Origin of the sequence: Microcoleus sp. SVA1B4, from assembly GCF_036700545.1 — a bacterium.
Classification (GTDB): Bacteria; Cyanobacteriota; Cyanobacteriia; order Cyanobacteriales; family Microcoleaceae; genus Microcoleus.
On record NZ_JAUBPB010000041.1, the window covers coordinates 40,552 to 60,611 of the forward strand.

Here is a 20,060-nt window from a genome sequence, read left to right on the forward strand (position 1 = left end):
GGAACAGGCATCTTGCCTGTTCTTGAGAATGCTGAAATATCTCAGTTTTAACTCACATTTTTAGTTAGGAAATTTCAGTGCAGAAAGCCCTGACAGCTTCTGCAAACTGCTGGTTATGCTCGATTAATGCCATGTGTCCTCCTTTCTGTATAGTAACTAGCTCTGCTTGAGGCAATTCTGCTTTCATCCGCAGGCTAGCTGGGGGGGTAGTGGCAATATCTGAATCGCCGCAGATCACCAACACTGGAATGTGAATTGATGGCAAAGTTTTTGTTTCATCAAATTTGAGCATTCCCAGTGTGCCGCGAGCGAGAACGCCGGGAGAACCCAAGGCTGATAAGAAAGCTGAGAACTCTAATTGACCGCGCGTTTCAGTGCCTTTAAATCCCGATAATTCTACACTGATGTGCAGTGAACCATTGAGATAGCTCAGCCAAGTCATTCCCCACATAATCGGTTCAAGAGCTATGGTGAGATAGAGCATAGGTTGAAGCAGCGGCTTTTGCAAAGCGCGTAATAAACCGCTAAAAATAGCGGTTTTGACGGGATTAGTATAAGTCGTATCTACCAGAATTAAACCAGCTACTCGACTACCGAGAAGTTCTGGAAAAAGCCGACTGAATGTTAGAGAAATCATGCCGCCCATGCTGTGTCCGAGTAGGATAACAGGTTTATTTCCTGCTATGGCAATGACGGCTTCAAGATCGCGGGCAAATTTTTCTAGGGAGTAGTCACTGTTTTTTGGTCGAGTGGATTTTCCCAGGCCTGGAAGATCCCAAACAATCACTCGGTAGCGATCGCTGAGTTGCCGTTTCGCGTAATACCAAACCATACTGTTGGGCCCCCAACCGTGCGAGAGAATAATCGGCTGTCCGTCCTCTGGGCCGTAGAATTCTACTTGTAAAATAGTGCCATCAGGCCTCTCTACCCGCTGCACCGTACCCGTCCGCGTGGGCTTCGGTTCGTCAGCACCGGGGCGGCGGAACAGCGGCAAACTGATAAAGCGGCCGCCAACACACCAAAGAAGCATCAACACTCCGCTGATTAAGTAGGAAATCCCTACAAGTGCGCCCATGTACCATTCGTAAATAATGTATATACCTCCGCCAAGAACCCCGACGGACAGCAGTCCCACCAGCCATAGGAACAGGAAATTGAAGGGCATGAACGGCATAAGCTGAAACCTTGGGTAGGATTTTGGTTGCGGATTCAAACAGAATCATACTCAGGTTAGGCCACAGTAAGCAAGCGATCGGTTAAGCTCTTAATTTGTGCGCTGGTAGAATTTCTTTTATATTTGCAAAAATAATCACAGGATGACTCAAAATGCCCGATCAAAAAATATCGAGTTCATCGCCAAATGCAAGAGATTCGGTCACGGTTGAGTTAGTTGAGTTTTTATCTTATCTTCGCAGTCTAGATATTAATATTTTTGTTGAGGGCGAGCGCCTGCGCTGCAACGCTCCCGAAGGAATTATTACACCAGAACTACGGGCAGAAATTTCTCATAAAAAAGCCGAAATTATTTCTTTTTTAAAAGCAGCTAATCGTACTTCTAGTTTAACTTCTACACCGATTGTTTCTATGGGGCGGGAAGGAAATATACCGCTTTCCTTTGCACAGCAGCGCTTGTGGTTTCTCGACCAATTAGTCCCGAATAATCCTTTTTATAATGTTCCTGCAGCATTGCGTTTGACAGGAACGCTCAATTTTTCGGCGCTGCAACAAACCTTCAATGAAATTGTGCGCCGTCACGAAGCTTTACGCACGAATTTAGCAGTAGTTTCAAACCAACCATTTCAGAGAATAGCTGCTGCTTTCCACCTGCAAATTAATGTAGTGGACTTGCGAAATTTGCCAAAGGAATCTCGACAAACTGAAGCAAACAGGCTCACCACTGAGGAAGCTCAACGCTCTTTCAATTTGTCAACTGACTTGTTGCTGCGAGTCACATTGTTGCAGTTGGATGATGCCGAATATTTACTAATGCTGAATATGCACCACATTGTCTCCGATGGTTGGTCTATCGGAGTGCTAATTCAGGAATTAGGCGCACTTTACACGGCATTTGCTAGCGAAAAACCTTCGCCGTTACCGACTTTATCGATCCAGTATGCTGATTTTGCCAAATGGCAGCGCGAATGGCTGCAAGGGGAAGTTTTAGAAACGCAGCTTGCTTACTGGCGGCAGCAGTTAAACGGGATTTCTATGCTAAATTTGCCTGCGGATCGACCCAGGCCAGCAATTCAAAGTTACCGAGGCAAAAGGCAATTTTTGCAACTGCCAAAACAACTGAGCGAGGCTTTAGAAACGTTGAGCCAGCGCGAAGGAGTGACGCTGTTTATGACAATGCTGGCAGCTTTTAAAACGTTGCTTTACCATTACGCCCAGCAAGAAGATATTGTTGTAGGTTCGCCGATCGCCAATCGCAACCGCAGTGAAATAGAAGCATTAATCGGTTTTTTTGTCAACAGTTTGGTGTTGCGTACAGATTTGTCGGGAAATCCAACTTTTCGGGAACTTTTAAACCGAGTCAAAGAGGTAGCATTAGGAGCTTACGCTCACCAAGATTTGCCGTTTGAGAAGTTAGTAGAAGAACTGCACCCCGATCGCGCGTTGAACCAAAATCCCTTATTTCAGGTGGCGTTTGCGCTGCAAAACGCGCCGGGGAATCAGTTAGAATTGCCAGAATTAACACTCAGCCCGCAGCAGTTAGATGTGGGTACAGCGCGGTTTGATTTGGAGTTTCATTTGTGGGAGCGATCGCCCAACAGCTCGGGAAGCAACCAATCGCCCAGCAATAAGCTGTGGGTTGATAGCTCCGAGGGTATCAGCGGCATGGTTATTTACAGCGCCGATTTATTTGATGAAGCTACCATTACCCGCCTGATCGGGCATTTTCAAACTTTGTTAGAAAGCATTGTGACAAATCCCGAACAGCGAATTGCCAACTTGCAATATTTGAGCGCCCAAGAGCGTGATTATTTGTTAGTTGAATGCAACAATACTCAGGCGGATTATCCGCAAGATTTGTGCATCCATCAGCTATTTGAAATGCAAGCCGATCGGACACCGGATGCGGTGGCGCTGGTATTTGGAGAGGAGCGAGTCACCTACCAGCAGCTCAATCTCCGCAGCAACCAACTAGCACGTTATTTGCAAAAAATTGGGGTTGGGGCGGAAGTTTTAGTCGGGCTTTGCTGCGGGCGATCGCTCGATCTGATTGTGGGGATGTTGGGTATCCTGAAAGCGGGAGGAGCTTACTTAATTTTAGATCCGAGCTATCCTGCTGAGCGATCGAGCTTTATGCTAAAAGATGCTCAAGTGTCAGTATTGCTTACCCGCCAGGGAATAAATTCCCTGTCTAATAGCGAAAGTCGTCTAAAGACGACTGAAGGAGGACAAGTTTCCAGTCGGCTTCAGCCGACTTCAGCTATGAGCCAGGGAATTGATTCCCTGGTGGATGATGGCGAAGTGCAAAATTTAGAAACACAGTCAGATGATAAAATTCACCATCCAAGGGTTGTTTTTCTAGACACAGACTGGGAGATGATTTCCCAAGAAATCGCCGACAATCCCACCAGCGCAGCCACAGCCGAAAATCTGGTGTACGCGATTTACACCTCCGGTTCCACGGGAAAGCCGAAAGGAGTGGAAATTGAGCACGGGAGCTTGTTAAATCTCGTTTTTTGGCATCAAAGAGAGTTTGGGGTGTCAGCGGGCGATCGAGCAACGCAAATAGCAGCGATCGGCTTTGATGCTTGCGGGTGGGAAATTTGGCCTTATCTCGCCGCCGGATCTAGCATCTACTTTCCAGAAGATGACATCAGGCGAGATCCAGAAAAACTGCAAAACTGGTTAGTATCAAAAGCCATTACAATTAGCTTTTTGCCAACACCTTTAGCCGAGAAAGTTTTGCTATTAGATTGGCCTCAAACAACAGCGTTGCGAATCTTGCTCACAGGCGGCGAAAAACTGCAACAACATCCTTTAAAATCCCATCCATTTAAGCTAGTAAATAATTACGGCCCAACCGAGAACACCGTCGTTACAACTTCCGGTTATATTCCTGTAACAGAGCAAACAGACATCGCCCCGACTATTGGCCGCCCCATTGCTAACACTCAAATCTACATATTAGACAAATATTTGCAGCCCGTACCAATGGGGGTTGTTGGCGAATTGTACATCGGCGGAAACGGACTCGCTCGCGGCTACCTCAACCGCCCCGATTTAACCGCACAAAGCTTTATTCCCAATCCTTTTAAACCAAATTCAGACACCATTCTCAATGACTTGTTTAGGAACAGGCAAGATGCCTGTTCCACAACAAAATTCATCTCTTGTGGAACAGGCATCTTGCCTGTTCTCGATAATAGTATAACATCTCAGTTTAAACCAAATTCAGGAGAGCGGATTTACAAAACCGGCGACTTAGTGCGCTACAGAGGCGATCGCAACCTTGAATTTTTAGGGCGCATTGACGAACAAGTAAAAATTCGCGGTTTCCGCATCGAATTAGGAGAAATCGAGACAGTATTAACTCAACATCCGGCGGTGCAGCAAACTGTAGCAATAGCTTCGGAAGATGGACAGGGAGATAAACGTTTAGTAGCTTATATTGCCCTGAATCCAGAATATAGCGTTGCCCGCGAAAAAAGCCAAATAATGCAATTGCAGGACGAACAGGTTTTGCAGTGGCAAATCCTCTACAATGAAACTTACAATCAACCTGCTGTTGACTCAGATCCAACATTTAATATTGTCGGCTGGAATAGCAGTTATACTAATCAGCCAATCCCCGCAGAACAGATGCGCGACTGGGCGAACAATCAAGCCGCCCAAATTTTAGCTTTGCAGCCTAGCCGAGTGTTAGAAATTGGCTGCGGCACAGGTTTGTTGCTGTTCCAAATTGCCCCTCGCTGCACTCAATATTGCGGCACAGACTTTTCACCTATTTCGCTCAACTATATTCGGCAGCACTTGGCAAATCAAGAATTAGCTAATGTAACGCTGCTTCAGAAAATGGCGACTGACTTTGAAGGAGTAGAGACAGCAGCTTTTGACGCAGTAATTCTCAACTCAGTCGTGCAATATTTCCCGACTATCGACTATCTCGTGCAGGTGCTAGAAGGTGCGGTGAAAGCAACTGCTCCCGGCGGCTTTATATTCATCGGAGATGTCCGCAGCTTGCCGTTGCTGGCAGCTTTCCAGGCTTCCGTACAACTGTATCAAGCCGAACCTTCTCTCGCGGGCGAACAGTTGCAGCAGCGAGTACAAATGCAAATTTTTCAAGAAACAGAGTTAGTTATTGATCCAGATTTTTTTAGTGCATTAAAACACCGCTTTCCGCAGATTGACGGCGTAGAGATTCAATTAATTCGCGGTAGCTATCACAATGAGTTAACTGATTTTCGATACAATGCTATTTTGCATATTGCGTCTGAAACAGCACGCCCAGAATCAGCGCAAAAAGGGGAGTGCAGCGCAGAAAAACGGCTGGATTGGTTGGATGAAAATCAGAATCTGACTGTTACCAAGGTGCAACAAATATTATTGCAAAATCAACTCGATGTTTTAAGAATTGCTAATGTGCCTAATGCGCGGGTAACGGCAGCAGTTAAAGCGGCAGAGTTGCTGTCTGTTGTCGATAAATTTCCCACAGCAGGTCAGTTGCAGAAAGCCGTGGAAAAAGTCGAGGATTTAGGAGTCGATCCCGAAGCGTGGTATGCTTTGGAAGTTCCGTATAATGTTAATATTAGTTGGTCTAATTCCGACAGTCAAGGGCGCTACGATGTAGTGTTTGCACGGGGCAAAACTAGAGATTTTGTGCCAGAAACCCGAAGCGATAACTTGCGTCCTTGGCGCTCTTATGCTAACAATCCCTTACAAGCTAAAGCAGCGCGTAAATTAGTGCCGCAGTTGCAGGCTTATCTAGCAGAAAAACTGCCGGAATATATGATTCCGTCGGCTTTTGTGGTGCTGGAGTCGCTACCGGTGACGGCTAACGGAAAGGTCGATCGGCTCGCTTTGCCTGCACCGCAGCCGATTAAGTTAGAATGGGCTGGCGGTTATGTTGCGCCTCATACTTCTATTGAGGAAGTTTTAGTGAAAATTTGGGCTGAGGTTTTGGGGATAAAGCGAGTGGGTATCCGGGACAATTTCTTTGAATTGGGAGGCCATTCGCTGCTGGCGACTCAGCTTGTTTCGAGAGTGCGAGATGCTTTCGCGGTAGAGTTGCCTTTGCGCCGAGTTTTTGAAGCGCCGACAATTGCAGAATTATCTAAGATTGTTGAGAGTTTAAAAGATAATAATTCTAAAAGTCAAGCTCCGGCTTTAGTGCCCATTTCGCGCGATAGTCGGCGGAGGAAGCTATCATCTTTTAATCAAGAAATTAAATAAAAATGAGCGCTGGTGAAAGCGTACAGTTTCGATAAATATGCAGCAAGAAACAGATGTTTTCGTCTTCCCGGCATCCTTTGCCCAGCAGCGGCTTTGGTTCCTCAATCAATTAGCACCGGGCAATCCTTTCTACAATGTCTCAACAGCGCTCCGCTTAACAGGTTCCCTCAACTTCAGATCCTTAGAGCAAACCTTCAACGAAATTGTGCAGCGGCACGAAACTTTACGCACCACATTTACGCTTTTGGAAGGGGAACTCGTACAAATTATTGCTCCCATTTTAACCGTATCCCTCCCCACAATCGACTTACAAAATCTCTCGCCAACTCAGCAGGAAACCGCAGCGCTGCAACTCGCAACCGATGCAGCGCAATGCCCTTTCGATTTAGCCGCTGGGCCGTTATTCAAAGTAACGCTGCTACAACTCAGTGAAACAGAACATATATTGTTGCTGAATTTACATCATATTGTGGCTGATGGTTGGTCGATTGGAGTGCTAATTCGAGAGCTGGGAACGCTCTACACAGCATTTGTAAAAAATGAGCGATCGCACTTACCAGCACTGCCCGTACAGTACGCCGACTTTGCAGAGTGGCAGCACCAATGGTTGCAGGGCGAAGTATTAGAAACCCAGTTAGCTTATTGGCGGCAGCAGTTAAACGGAATTACCACACTCAATCTACCAACAGACAGGCAAAGACCAGCCGTTTCATCCTACCGCGGCGCTAAACAATTTATAACACTATCACCTGCTTTGAGCGAGGCGCTAAAGTCATTGAGCCAGCAAGAAAGCGCGACTTTATTTATCACTCTACTAGCCGCTTTTCAAACTTTGCTGTACCGCTATACAGGACAAGTAGATATTGCAGTAGGAACGCCGATCGCCAATCGCAACCTGAGCGAAATAGAAGCATTAATCGGTTTTTTTGTCAACAGTTTGGTGCTGCGTGCAGATTTATCAGGAAACCCAACTTTTCGGGAACTGTTGCATCGGGTAAAAAACGTCGCAATGGCAGCCTACGCCCACCAAGATTTGCCCTTTGAGAAGTTGGTTGAGGAATTGCACCCCGATCGCGAGTTGAGTCGCAACCCCCTATTTCAACTTAGTTTCAGCCTGCAAAACACTCCTATAGCAGCGCTAGAATTGCCGGGAATCGTTGGAGAGGCGATCGACTTTGACGCGGGAACCGCCAAGCTGGATTTAGAGTGCCACTTGTGGGAAGATGCAGGAAGTATTCAAGGGCAATTTGTCTACAGCACAGACTTATTTGATAGCGCCACAATTGCGCGGATGGCGGGACATTTCCAAACGCTGCTAGAAGCCATTGTTGCCAATCCCAAACAGCACCTCAGCGACTTGGCTTTGCTGACAGCGCCAGAATACCAGCAATTATTAATCGATTGGAATGACACTCAGAGAGATTATCCGAAAAACCAGTGTTTCCATCACCTATTTGAAGATCGAGTCGCGCGATCGCCCGATGCTGTCGCCGCCGTCTTTGAAAACCAGCAGTTAACCTACCGCCAACTCAACAGCAGAGCCAACCAACTTGCACGTTACTTGCAGCAATTGGGAGCAGCACCAGAAGTTTTAGTGGGCCTTTGTGTAGAACGTTCCTTAGATGCGATCGTCGGAGTGCTAGGCATTATCAAAGCAGGCGCAGCCTACCTGCCTTTAGATCCAACTTATCCTCAAGAGCGACTTAACTTCATGTTAGAAGATGCTCAGGTGTCTATTTTCGTAACTCAGCAGCACTTAGCCCAAAACTTGACGCAGCCGGAAAATTACGGAGTTTTTTCAGTAGTTTGTTTGGACTCCGACAGAGAAATTATCGCCCGACAAAGCCCAGAAAATCAAACTACAAATATCCTACCAGAAAACCTAGCCTACGTTATTTACACATCTGGTTCAACCGGAAAACCCAAAGGCGTTTTAATCGAACATCGGGGACTATACAACTTAGCCCTAGCTCAAATAGAAGCTTTTAACTTAAACTCAAATCACCGCATTTTGCAATTCGCATCCCTGAGTTTTGATGCCTCAATCTTTGAGATTGTCATGGCCTTGGGAACCGGAGCAACACTTTACTGTGCCAAGAAAGAATCTTTGTTGCCAGGACAAACATTAATCCAATTTTTGCAGGACAATGCTATTACCCACGCTACCCTCCCGCCCTCGCTGCTAGCTGTCCTTCCAAACGCCGAACTTCCCGCACTGCAAACAATCATCTGTGCTGGCGAATCTTGTTCCCCCGATGTTGTTAAACGCTGGGCTTCTGGGCGCAGATTTTTTAACGCTTACGGCCCTACAGAAGCCACAGTTTGGTCAAGTTTTGCCGAAATTGGCGATAGCAAAAAACCGCCCATCGGCCGCCCAATAGCTAACACTCAACTCTATATTTTAGATAAAAATTTACAGCCTGTACCCGTTGGAATTCCCGGTGAATTGTACATCGGCGGCAGCGGATTAGCGCGAGGCTACCTGAACCGCCCCGAATTAACCGCCCAGCGATTTATTGCTAATCCGTTTAGCCAGAAAGCAGGAGAACGAATTTATAAAACTGGTGACTTAGCTCGCTATTTTCCCGACGGCAATATTGAGTTTTTAGGCCGCACTGACGAACAGGTAAAAATTCGCGGTTATCGAATAGAATTGGGAGAAATTGAAGCGCTGCTGGTTCAGCATCCAGCAGTGAAAGAAACAGCGGCGGTTGCTGTGGATGATTTGTCGGGCAACAAACGCCTAGTTGCTTATGTCGTCCCCAATCACAATCAGACGCTTAATCCCGATGAAATACGCAATTTCCTCAAACAGCAACTGCCCAATTACATGATTCCCAATGCCTTTGTGGCGATGGATTTTCTGCCCCTAACTCCCAATGGCAAAATCGACCGCCTGCGCCTACCTGCACCGGGGAATCTAACTAGCAATTCAATAGACAAAAGCTGCATTGCACCTCGCACACCAACCGAGTCAACCCTCGCCCAAATTTGGGCCACAATCCTCAACGCAGAGTGCGTTGGCATTCGCGACAACTTCTTCGATTTGGGTGGAGATTCCCTGCTGGCAATCCGCCTCATCAATGAGATTAACCAGCAATTTCAGCGCGAGTTGCCGCTGTCTGCTCTTTTTTTAAATCCGACAATTGAAGGTTTAGCCGATTTGCTATATTCAGAAACAAAATCTCTGGAATGGTCGCCTTTAGTTGCAATTAAGCCTCGCGGTAAAAATCCCCCGTTTTTCTGCGTCCATCCCATCTTTGGCGTCGTGTTTCCTTATGTCGAGTTAGCCTTTGGGCTAGGAGAAAATCAACCGTTTTACGGGCTGCAACCAAAGGGGATTGACGGCGAAAGTTCTCCGTTAACTAGCATTGAAGACATGGCGGCTGACTACATCGCAGCCTTGCGTACCGTTCAACCAAAAGGGCCTTATTTTTTAGGAGGCTGGTCTTTTGGAGGTTTGGTTGCTTTTGAGATGGCTCAACAGTTGCTCGCAGCGGGGGACGAAGTGGCTTTGCTTGCTGTGCTGGATACTTTAGCGCCGATTTCTGCTAACAAACCTTCTTTTTGGGACGGTTGCAAGTTTATACTAACTACTGTTTCGCGCTCTATCTGGCCTTTTATAGTAGATTATTTTCGTTTGGTGGCTGCTGCTGAAAATATTCACAGTGGCGGTATTTTTGCCAAATTTCCGACATTAAATAAGATGCTTAATTTGGCAGCTAATTTTTTGCATCGCTGGAATTGGAAACAGGCTGTTATGGTTAGCATCCTATCTCAGGAGTCAAAAGAAAGAAGCTGGCGCGAGCTGGCAATTCCTTCGATGTTTACTGTATTTCAGGCTAACAGTCAAGCAACTCTCAGCTATGTACCGAAAATTTATCCGCAGCGAATTACTCTTTTTAGATCAAGGGAAAAGCTAAGCATGAATCATCAAGATCCGACTCTTGGCTGGAGTGAATTAACGACCCAAAGAGTAGAGGTGATTAGAGTTCCTGGGAATCATCTGACTATGCTGAGAAAGCCTAACGTTGAGGTGCTGGCTCAAAAGCTGAAGCATTGCTTTGAGGAGGAATTAAGTGATTGAGGAACCCGCGTGCTTGTGTGTCGAAACCAGGTTTGATGTGCGAAATTTCTATCAGCCATCTCCAATAATTCTTGTGGAACAGGCATCTTGCCTGTTCAAAGCTGGCTTTTCTGGAGATGTCTAAGCTGTCGCGCATTTAAATTGTATATTCAGGGCGGGCGGGACGCCCAACCCCTACTCCCCACAAGAGTTTGATTGTTCTTTAACATATAATTTAAACGCCGCAACAGCTTATCACCCTTGTAGTTAGGATGTAAAAAAATTGCGTGAAGCGAAGCTATCCCGCAGGGAATCGCCCGAAGAACACTTTTTGCAACTAGAAATCATCATGCAGCGCCACGCCGCAGCACTCGAAGCTGAAGTCAGAGCTTTGCAAGCCGCTGACGAAACCGCCCAGTGGCCTCCTGACTGGAAGCGTTGCTATAATTGGCGTTTCGCTAAAATTTTCGCGTCTGTGAAGATTTTTCGCAACTGGGGTGCAGATGCTGGGGCTTGGAAACTTTTGCCTTCGCGAGTTTATCCCAACCGAGGCAATCAGAAGGATGAGTCTGTTGACATTTGAATGTAGGGGCGGGTTTTACCAATAATCTCGGCCTAAGACCAATCATCTCGTAAACCCGCCCCCACCCAACAGTAAATCCCAATCTACCTCCAATTCTTCAATCTAAAATCTAAAATCTAAAATCTAAAATCGATTGATTGGGCGATGCTGAAGATGATAGCACCCAAACCTGCTGCGATCGGAATTGTCACCAGCCAAGCCGAACCAATTGACAGCAAAGTTTGCAACCGTACTGTTTTCCAAGCTTTGATCAGCCCGACTCCGACGACTGCACCGACTAAAGCGTGGGATGTGGAAACTGGCAAACCGAATCGGGATGCTAGCAAGACTGTGGTGGCTGTGGCTAATTCCGCGCAAAATCCGCCGCTGGGTTGGAGTTCGATTATCTTTTCGCCGACTGTGGCAATTACATTTTTGCCCCAGATGGCTAAACCGATGACTATTCCTGCGCCTCCAACGACTAAAATCCACAGTGGTACGCTGAAATCCCCTGATGGAAAGGAACCTGTGCGCCGGATGTAGGCGATCGCAGCTAGGGGAGCAACTGCATTTCCTACGTCGTTGGAACCGTGGGAAAATGCTACAAAACAGGCGCTCAAGACTTGAAATCTCGCCATTTGTTGTTCGATGGGAGAGTGGCGGGGAGGGGGAGAGGGGGAGAGGGGGAGAGTGGGAGATTGGGAAAATATTCCCTCTTTCTTATTCCTTGCATCCGTTACATCCGTTACATCCGTTACAAAATCCGCTGCCGAACCTTCTTCCTTATCAACTGATTCTAATTTTTTCCAGCTATTGAGTGTCATGCCGATCGCCCCAATACTCCCAATGCCAATGACAATATCGTGAATGGGCAGATTCCAGCCAAATCGATCGTGTGCGGCGGCGATCGCCCCTGTCTGCACCAAAGCAACATCCACAACAGACGGCAGTACAATGATCCCAAATACGCTCAGCATTGCTGCACTCAGCCAAGGTATCCACTCGCGCATTTGAGATAGAGGATCTGGCCGATCGAGAATCGAATACTTCACCACACTGTAAAATAGCGCGGCTAAAGCACCGCTGGCGATCGGTGTCGCCACCCAAGTGAGGGAGATGGTGCCGATGGTTCGCCAATCAACCGCATTAATTCCGGCTGCAACACAGCTAAAACCCGCGATCGCGCCCACCACTGCATGGGAGGAAGAAACCGGCAAACCTCGACTGGTAGCGATTTGCAGCCACAAGCCGCAAGCAATCAGCACTGACACCATCCCGATTAAAAATACTTGCGGTTTTGCCGCGAACACTTCTGCATTCACAACTCCTGTTGCCAGAGTTTCGGAAACTCCTTGGCCGAACAGCACTGCACCGGAAAACTCCAGTATGCCTGCAACAATTATTGCCTGCCGCAGCGTTAGGGCCTTCGAGCCTACGGATGTCCCCATCGAGTTAGCGACATCGTTGGCACCCAAGTTGGCGGCGACGTACAAGGCCAGTGCGGCCATTGCCCCTAGTTGCAGAAATACGACTCCAGAGGTATCTAACATAGAAATTTTTTGACATAAAACGGGCATTTCGATATATGATAAGGGATTGTGAGTTTTGGTAAATCCGATGAAAGGCGCAGAAATAATCCGTTCTATCGAAACGGCAGAAATAGATAGAGTCAAGCAAGAACTCAGCAAAGTTCTCCCCGAAATTTACGTCGGCGACACAGTGCGAGTCGGCGTAAGAATTAAAGAGGGTAACAAAGAACGGGTTCAGCCCTACGAAGGGACTGTGATTGCCATGCGTAACGGCGGGATTAATGAAACAATCACCGTCCGTCGCGTGTTTCAGGGCGTCGGAGTGGAACGGGTGTTTTTGATTCACTCGCCCCGCATCGCCACGATCCAAGTGATGCGCCGCGGGAAAGTTCGCAGAGCAAAACTTTACTACCTGCGCGATCGGGTGGGCAAAGCTACTCGCGTCAAACAGCGGTTCGATCGCTCCCTGTAGGAATGCACCCAGCTTTCCCTTGGTTCATGGTTCATGGGAAATTGAAAAAAATAAAAAAAAAGTTTCCCATTTACGAGCGCACTGTGTTAAAATAGAAATCTAGAGGTTAAGCGAATTTCAGCAACCTCACCTGTGCGCTCTTAGTTCAGTTGGTAGAACGCAGGTCTCCAAAACCTGATGTCGGGGGTTCAAGTCCTCCAGGGCGCGCTGAATCACCAAACTTTAAATTCTGCCCGAAAGCGCCCGGACTATTGGCTGGCAACAGTCAAAACCGCAAACTTTCGGGTAGAATTAATTTTTGTGGGCGGTTCGCAAAAAATGCCATCAACAAATGCTCGGTGTGGCTTCTCGATCATCGGTTTCGGCGATCGGCATTTACGCCGTTTATTGGTTGGGCTTGTAAAAAAGTCGTGGCTTTAGATTTGAGATTTGGGACTTGGGCGTAAGTGGTTAGTGTCACAAAATCTGAGAGCCGCGGGCCACTCACACCATCTAAAATCTAAAATCTAAAATCTAAAATCGCAAGGGGGATTGAATCGTGGCGAAAAAAGACGAAGCTCAAGAAACTCAAGAAATAACAGCGCCTGGGTTTGACCCTGCGGGTTTTTTTAAGGAAACTAGAGAAGAACTCGACAAAGTGGTTTGGCCTAGCAGGCAGCAGCTAATCAGCGAGTCTTTGGCCGTGCTTTTGATGGTGATCCTCTCAGCAAGCCTGATCTATTTGGTGGATAACTTCTTTAACTGGGGCGCGGGAAAGGTGTTTGGGCCATGACTTTTGCATCAGAAGAATCTGAGTATTCCACAGAAGCGACGGGACAGGCAGCATCGCCAGATGTGCCGGAGATTGATGCTCGCTGGTATGCTGTTCAAGTTGCCTCTGGCTGCGAAAAGCGCGTGAAGGCAAACTTGCAGCAGCGGATTCAAACTTTGGATGTTGCTGATCGCATCGTTCAAGTAGAAATTCCGCAAACTCCGGCGATCAAAGTCGGCAAAGACGGTTCCAGGCGGCAGTCAGATGAAAAAATCTTTCCCGGCTACGTACTCATCCGTATGTTTATGGACGAGGATACGTGGCAGGTGATCAAAAATACCCCGAATGTAATTAATTTTGTCGGGGCAGAGCAGAAACGCCGCTACGGGCGCGGCAGGGGTCACGTCAAACCGCTACCTCTGAGTCATTCGGAAGTAGAACGGATCTTCAGAAACGCTCAGGAATCAGAACCAGTTGTCAAAGTATCGATGTCTACTGGAGACCACGTTGTGGTACTTTCCGGGCCATTTAAAGATTTTGAAGGTGATGTGATTGAAGTTAGCCCGGAACGAAACAAGCTCAAAGTTTTACTCTCGATTTTTGGGCGCGATACGCCTGTAGAATTGGAGTTCAATCAGGTTCAGAAACAGAACTAACTAATGGCAAAGAAAGTTGTTGCAGTAATTAAGTTGGCGATTACGGCGGGAAAAGCCAACCCAGCTCCTCCGATCGGCCCAGCATTGGGTCAGCACGGCGTCAATATTATGATGTTTTGCAAGGAGTACAATGCTAGAACCGCAGACCAAGCAGGTCTGGTGGTTCCGGTAGAAATTTCGGTTTTTGAAGACCGCAGTTTTACGTTTATTCTCAAAACCCCGCCGGCGTCGGTTTTGATTCAAAAAGCCGCTGGCATTGCTAAGGGTTCGGGAGAACCTAATCGCAAGCAAGTAGGCTCGATTACACAGGCTCAACTGCGAGAAATCGCTGAAACCAAAATGCCTGACCTCAATGCTAATGATGTTGAGGCTGCTATGAAAATTGTGGCAGGAACGGCTAAAAATATGGGCGTGGCGATCGCGGATTGAAGTCAGTTGTCAGTTGGCAGTTGTCAGTTGGCAATCGGTAATTCCCAGTGTTGAAGCTCAAATCTTCAATCTAAAATCCAAAATCCAAAATCCAAAATCGATCGGTTCAGGGGGAGAAGCAAAGCTTCGCTAGTAACCGAAAACGGGTAGATTTTAAGATTGTCCGATAGGTTCAATCTAAAATCTAAAATCTAAAATCTAAAATCGACTGACCCCAGGAGATAACAATGGCAAAGAAAGTATCGCGAAGACTGCAAGAACTTCAAAAGAAAGTTGAAGACAGACCTTATCTACCGCTGGAAGCTCTGCAACTTTTGAAAGAAACAGCAACCGCTAAGTTTGGCGAAGCTGCTGAAGCTCACATCCGTTTGGGAATTGACCCGAAATATACTGACCAACAGTTGCGGACAACTGTATCGCTACCAAAAGGAACTGGTCAAGTAGTCAGAATTGCGGTGATTGCTAAGGGCGAAAAAGTTAAAGAAGCTCTAAATGCCGGCGCGGATATTGCTGGTTCTGAAGAGTTGATCGATGAAATTCAGAAGGGCATGATGGACTTCGATTGCCTGATTGCTACCCCAGATGTGATGCCGTTGGTGGCAAAATTGGGTCGGTTATTGGGCCCGCGCGGTTTGATGCCTTCTCCGAAAGGTGGCACGGTGACGACTGACATTGCTCAGGCGATCAACGAGTTTAAAGGTGGTAAACTAGAATTCCGTGCCGATCGAACTGGCATCGTTCATGTTATGTTTGGCAAGGCAGCTTTCTCAGCGGAAGATTTGCTCGTCAACCTTCATGCTTTGCAAGAAACAGTTGACCGCAACCGTCCTTCTGGTGCTAAAGGTCGCTACTGGCGCAGTTTGTACGTATCCGCAACAATGGGCCCGTCGATCGAAGTCGATATCAGTGCTCTGCGCGATACCAAACTTGATGCTGCGTAGAAAGAATTAAGCAGAAGGCAGAAGGTAAAAGACAGCTTCGGCTGTCTGTGTAAATCTCTCACAAGATTTGCGTCATAGCCTTGCTATGTCTGCCTTCTCGTGATAGCCTAATCAAAAATCAATAAGCTGAAGACCGCAGGTGCCGATCGCTTAATTTCCTGCCGAGGCTGAAGAAATAAAAACTCAAGACTCAAAGATTAGAAATTTTCTATTTTTAATTGTGACTTGTTAATTTTTAATTCTCTGCCCCGGCTCGAAGGTCGGGGTTTTTGACGGGCAATTTTCGATCCTAAAAGGAGGTGAAATAAGTATGGGCAAAAGTTTAGCAGTAAAAAATGAGATTATTGCAGACCTCAAGCAAACCTTGAGCGAATCTCAACTGGCGATCGTGATTGACTACACGGGCTTAACTGTTGCTGAAATCACAGATTTGCGTCGGCGTTTGCGTCCGAAAGGCAGCAGTTGCCAAGTGGCAAAAAACACGCTGATGCGAATTGCGGTTGAAGGCAACGAAACCTGGCAGCCGATACAAGAATTGCTGACAGGTACGTCGGCATTTCTGTTCGTGCAAGAAGATATTGGCGGCGCGATTAAAGCTTACCAAGAATTCCAAAAAGTCTCTAAGAAGACTGAACTTCGCGGCGGCGTGATGGAAGGACGGGTGCTGAAAGAAGCTGATGTTAAAGCATTAGCTGATCTGCCGTCGAAAGAACAACTCATGGCTCAAATTGCTGGCGCTATCAACGGTGTCGCAACCAAGTTGGCTGTGGGTATCAATCAAGTTCCTACTTCGATCGCTCGCGGTCTTAAAGCTTATGCTGAAAAAGACGGCGGTTCAGCAGAAGTAGCAGCAGAAGCACCAGCAGAAGCTGAAGCTGAAGCACCAGCACAACCTGAAGCTGAAGCACCAGCACAACCTGAAGCTGAAGCACCAGCAGAAGCAGAAAGCACATCGGCGTAAATCATTAGTAATTAGTCACGAGTCAAGAGTCGTTAGTTTTGAGAAACAAACTCATGACTGGAGACGAGAAACTCATAATTAATGAGCAATCCACAATCCACAATCCACAATCTACAATCGAACTAGGAGTTCAAAAAATGTCTACAGCAACTGATGAAATCTTGGACAAACTTAAGTCTTTGACTTTGCTCGAAGCATCTGAATTGGTCAAGCAAATTGAAGAAGCTTTCGGCGTCAGCGCTGCTGCTCCTGTCGGCAACATGATGATGATGGGCGGCCCTTCTGCTGCGACTGCTGAACCCGTAGAAGAGCAAACTGAATTTACTGTCATGCTGGAAGAAGTTCCTGCTGACAAGAAAATCGCAATTCTGAAGGAAGTCCGCGCAATTACCGGTCTGGGCCTGAAGGAAGCAAAAGATTTGGTAGAAGCCGCACCGAAAGCAGTTAAGGAAGCTATTGCTAAGGAAGCTGCTGAAGAAATGAAGAAACAGCTTGAAGCTGTGGGCGCAAAAATTTCTATCAAGTAGTCAGAGAAGGTAGTTGACAGGTGGAAACCTGTCGCTATTGAAACCTCAGTTTGCTGGTGCAGACTGAGGTTTTTTCGGTTATTTTACCGAACATGATCAGCTCTTGGGCATCTAAATTGTATTTTTGGGCGGGCGAGACGCCCACCCCACAAGAATTTCATCAAACTTGACTATAAGATTTAGATGCGCCTGGGCTTATTACCCAATCATCAAAATTCTGCCTCCATTTGGCGCACTACTGTTAAAGCAGAATAGGAAACACCGGCAGTGCCTTCTCCGGGATGGGTGGAGTCGCCTACTAACCACAAATTTTTAATTGGTGTGCGGTTGGCAAATCCGAAGGGGCCGAAGGTTGGTATTCGCTGCCCGATGCCACCCACAACACCTCTATCTCTCGCTGTGTAGCGGGCAAAGGTGCGGGGTGTGGCGGCTTCTTGGTGTACGATCGACTCTGGCGTCAAATTGAAATATTCGCTCAAACTGGCGATCGCCCCTGCCGTATATTTTTGCTTCAATCCTTCATAATCAACCGAATTCCACCACATTCGAGTATCAGTAAATGACGAAGCGATAATTGTCGCCATTCCCTCCGGTGCTCGCCCATCACCCGGATGACTGACTGAAACAAATAATGAATTATTTTCCCCAATCTCGCCGTCGTAATCGTAGAGAAACTGAAGGTGGGGCGGACAATTTTCTGGAATTGCGCTTTCATGCACTCCCAAATATATGACAAATGCACCGGATGCGGGCGGCAATTTATCAACTCGATATTTGTAGCCTGCCATTTGATTTGGGAGTTGATTTGTTGTCTCTGAAGTCTCTGATTTAACCGATAAATTATCTGTTAAATTGCCGACACTTGGCTCGCTTGACAACAATTTTACTAGATTTTGCGCTGTCACGTTGGCAACAATGCGATCGGCTGTTTCTGTCCAAACTTCGCCTGTTTTTTGATTGCGAATCACTGTACCGGTGGCTTTGCCATTTGCTGTGACAATACTTTCAACTGTATGCCGCAACAGGACTTTGCCGCCGTAGAGTTCGATCGCCCCTACCAGTCGATCGCTCAACACCTGCATACTTCCTTCTAGATGATACAATCCCTGCGGCTCTTGCGAAACTCCTAAAGCCGTGGCCGCGTAAAGTAGCGCCGTTTCTTCGGTATCAACTTGAGAATACAATTTTAACTGCAAATCCAGAAAAGTTCTCAAGCGCAAATTGTCTCCCAACCCGCAAAGCCGCAAAGCATCTCCCACTGTCATAAAAGTGAAAGGCAAAGTAATTAAAGTATCGGGGCGAACTGCTTGAATTAATTGCCACAAATCCCATAAGTTTCTGGGCGGTAAAACTGGATCGCGCCCTTGAAAGTTCCAGCTAGCTTTGAACAATGCAGATAATAATTGCCAAAAAGGTTCGCTTCCAGGAAACTGCCGCTGCCTTTCTTGCTGCCACTTTTGCGGATATCGCCACACGCTAATCGGTGCGGTTTCTCCCGGCAAAAACACCGCACAAGCGGGATCGCAGGGTGTCGCGGCGGGAATTTCTATGTCTAATTCTGAGAAAATTCGGTGGTGAATGCCTCCGGGTTCCAATCCTGCAACCTGCGTGGCGCCGACATCGAAGGTAAAGCCTTTGCGTTTGAAGGTGGAAGCGCATCCTCCGGGGACGATCGCCTGGTCTAAGACTAGCACTTTGTATCCTCTGCGGGCTAGCAGGGCTGCTGCTGTCAGCCCGCCGATTCCGCCTCCAATTACCGTGACGCGGCCCTTAGTGTCTGCTGGACTGGATTTGCCAAAAGGGGTGCGATCGCCTGTCATAAATTTATTTATTGTAATATTTCTTAATATTATGCTCATATTTTGCAATAAAAAGCTCTTGTAGCGACAGGTTGAAATCTATCGCTACAAGAGGAAGGAGTCCGAGTTGACAGGACTTTTTAGGGGTAAAGTGCTCCGGGCGCAGCCGGAGCGTTAGACTGTGGCGTGCTGATGAGAGAATCAGGGACGGCGCCACTTGTTGAGATAAGCTTCGCCAATCCCAGCCACAGCCTGCATTTGAGCTAGCTGTTCCCGTAAAGCTTTGATGGTTCTTAGCTGTTCTTGAGACTGTTGCTGCAAAGCGTCGTAATTTCGCTGTATCGCCGCACTCTGGTTCAATTGATTTTCCAGATATTGCAACTTGGTCAGTTTAACTTGGAAGTCGCCGATCGCACTTGACTTTTCTGCTAACTCGTGCTGCAACGATTCGTAACTCGACTTCGACACGGTTTCCTGGAATTGGCTTTCGAGATTTTGCTTTTCGGTGGCGAATTGCTGCTGCAAAGATTCCAGAGCACTGGATTTTTCTGCTAGCTGTTGCTGCAAAGATTCCAGAGCACTGGATTTTTCGCCTAGCTGTTGCTGAAACTCGTGTTCCCGGTGTTCTCTTTCGCCTAGTTGCTGCTGCAAAGATTCCAGAGCACTGGATTTTTCTGCTAGCTGTTGCTGCAAAGATTCCAGAGCACTGGATTTTTCGCCTAGCTGTTGCTGAAACTCGTGTTCCCGGTGTTCTCTTTCGCCTAGCTGTTGCTGCAAAGATTCCAGAGCACTGGATTTTTCGCCTAGCTGTTGCTGAAACTCGTGTTCCCGGTGTTCTCTTTCGCCTAGCTGTTGCTGCAAAGATTCCAGAGCACTGGATTTTTCGCCTAGCTGTTGCTGAAACTCGTGTTCCCGGTGTTCTCTTTCGCCTAGCTGTTGCTGCAAAGATTCCAGAGCACTGGATT

Annotated in this window: 13 protein-coding genes, 1 tRNA gene, 1 pseudogene and 1 other annotated feature; of the genes and pseudogenes, 11 read left to right on the plus strand and 4 right to left on the minus strand. The window is 47.2% G+C overall.

Annotation, left to right across the window (positions count from 1 at the left end; genetic code table 11):
* Nucleotides 1–64: 64 nt before the first annotated feature.
* Entirely contained in the window at nt 65–1,174 is a 1,110-nt protein-coding gene (locus QT987_RS18710) for an alpha/beta hydrolase (protein WP_333242742.1), read from the minus strand.
* Between the two features lie 152 nt (nt 1,175–1,326).
* On the opposite strand from QT987_RS18710, the gene QT987_RS18715 reads away from it, so the two are divergent.
* The 3 genes from QT987_RS18715 (at nt 1,327) to QT987_RS18725 (ending at nt 11,051) form a co-directional block, all read left to right on the plus strand.
* Nucleotides 1,327–6,402, plus strand: a complete 5,076-nt coding sequence (locus QT987_RS18715) for an amino acid adenylation domain-containing protein (protein ID WP_333242745.1) — start codon at nt 1,327–1,329, stop codon at nt 6,400–6,402.
* Nucleotides 6,403–6,439: 37 nt separating this feature from the next.
* Nucleotides 6,440–10,489: an amino acid adenylation domain-containing protein gene (locus QT987_RS18720; RefSeq protein WP_333242748.1), complete on the plus strand. Its 4,050-nt coding sequence runs from the start codon at nt 6,440–6,442 to the stop codon at nt 10,487–10,489.
* A gap of 262 nt (nt 10,490–10,751) precedes the next feature.
* Nucleotides 10,752–11,051 (plus strand): hypothetical protein, encoded by a 300-nt coding sequence (locus QT987_RS18725; RefSeq protein WP_333242751.1) that lies wholly within the window; start codon nt 10,752–10,754, stop codon nt 11,049–11,051.
* A gap of 116 nt (nt 11,052–11,167) precedes the next feature.
* On the opposite strand, the gene QT987_RS18730 is transcribed toward QT987_RS18725, so the two are convergent.
* The gene (locus QT987_RS18730) at nt 11,168–12,607 is read right to left on the minus strand and encodes an inorganic phosphate transporter (protein WP_445299616.1); all 1,440 of its coding nucleotides are present in this window, start codon (nt 12,605–12,607) and stop codon (nt 11,168–11,170) included.
* Between the two features lie 40 nt (nt 12,608–12,647).
* Between QT987_RS18730 and rplS the strand changes: the two genes are divergently transcribed.
* From rplS to rplL, 8 genes are all read left to right on the plus strand, one after another.
* Entirely contained in the window at nt 12,648–13,031 is a 384-nt protein-coding gene (gene rplS, locus QT987_RS18735) for a 50S ribosomal protein L19 (RefSeq protein WP_333242756.1), read from the plus strand.
* Between the two features lie 134 nt (nt 13,032–13,165).
* Nucleotides 13,166–13,238, plus strand: a tRNA-Trp gene (locus QT987_RS18740).
* 331 nt (nt 13,239–13,569) lie between these two features.
* Nucleotides 13,570–13,803 (plus strand): preprotein translocase subunit SecE, encoded by a 234-nt coding sequence (secE, locus tag QT987_RS18745; RefSeq protein WP_333054360.1) that lies wholly within the window; start codon nt 13,570–13,572, stop codon nt 13,801–13,803.
* Nucleotides 13,800–14,438 (plus strand): transcription termination/antitermination protein NusG, encoded by a 639-nt coding sequence (nusG, locus tag QT987_RS18750; protein ID WP_333054359.1) that lies wholly within the window; start codon nt 13,800–13,802, stop codon nt 14,436–14,438. Before secE ends, nusG begins: the two co-directional genes overlap by 4 nt.
* 3 nt (nt 14,439–14,441) lie before the next feature.
* Nucleotides 14,442–14,867 (plus strand): 50S ribosomal protein L11, encoded by a 426-nt coding sequence (rplK, locus tag QT987_RS18755; RefSeq protein WP_333031062.1) that lies wholly within the window; start codon nt 14,442–14,444, stop codon nt 14,865–14,867.
* A 227-nt stretch (nt 14,868–15,094) separates the two neighbouring features.
* On the plus strand, nt 15,095–15,808 hold the full coding sequence (rplA, locus tag QT987_RS18760) for a 50S ribosomal protein L1 (RefSeq protein ID WP_190663916.1): 714 nt from the start codon (nt 15,095–15,097) through the stop codon (nt 15,806–15,808).
* A gap of 108 nt (nt 15,809–15,916) precedes the next feature.
* Nucleotides 15,917–16,089 (plus strand) — a sequence feature (ribosomal protein L10 leader region).
* A gap of 29 nt (nt 16,090–16,118) precedes the next feature.
* Entirely contained in the window at nt 16,119–16,769 is a 651-nt protein-coding gene (gene rplJ, locus QT987_RS18765; RefSeq protein WP_333242761.1) for a 50S ribosomal protein L10, read from the plus strand.
* A gap of 137 nt (nt 16,770–16,906) precedes the next feature.
* Nucleotides 16,907–17,296, plus strand: a complete 390-nt coding sequence (gene rplL, locus QT987_RS18770) for a 50S ribosomal protein L7/L12 (protein WP_333242766.1) — start codon at nt 16,907–16,909, stop codon at nt 17,294–17,296.
* A 209-nt stretch (nt 17,297–17,505) separates the two neighbouring features.
* Here rplL and QT987_RS18775 read toward each other — a convergent pair whose 3' ends face one another.
* Both QT987_RS18775 and QT987_RS18780 read right to left on the minus strand, forming a co-directional pair.
* Entirely contained in the window at nt 17,506–19,116 is a 1,611-nt protein-coding gene (locus tag QT987_RS18775; RefSeq protein WP_333242770.1) for an FAD-dependent oxidoreductase, read from the minus strand.
* Nucleotides 19,117–19,296: 180 nt separating this feature from the next.
* Nucleotides 19,297–20,060 (minus strand): annotated as a pseudogene (locus QT987_RS18780) (CopG family transcriptional regulator); the annotation flags it as partial.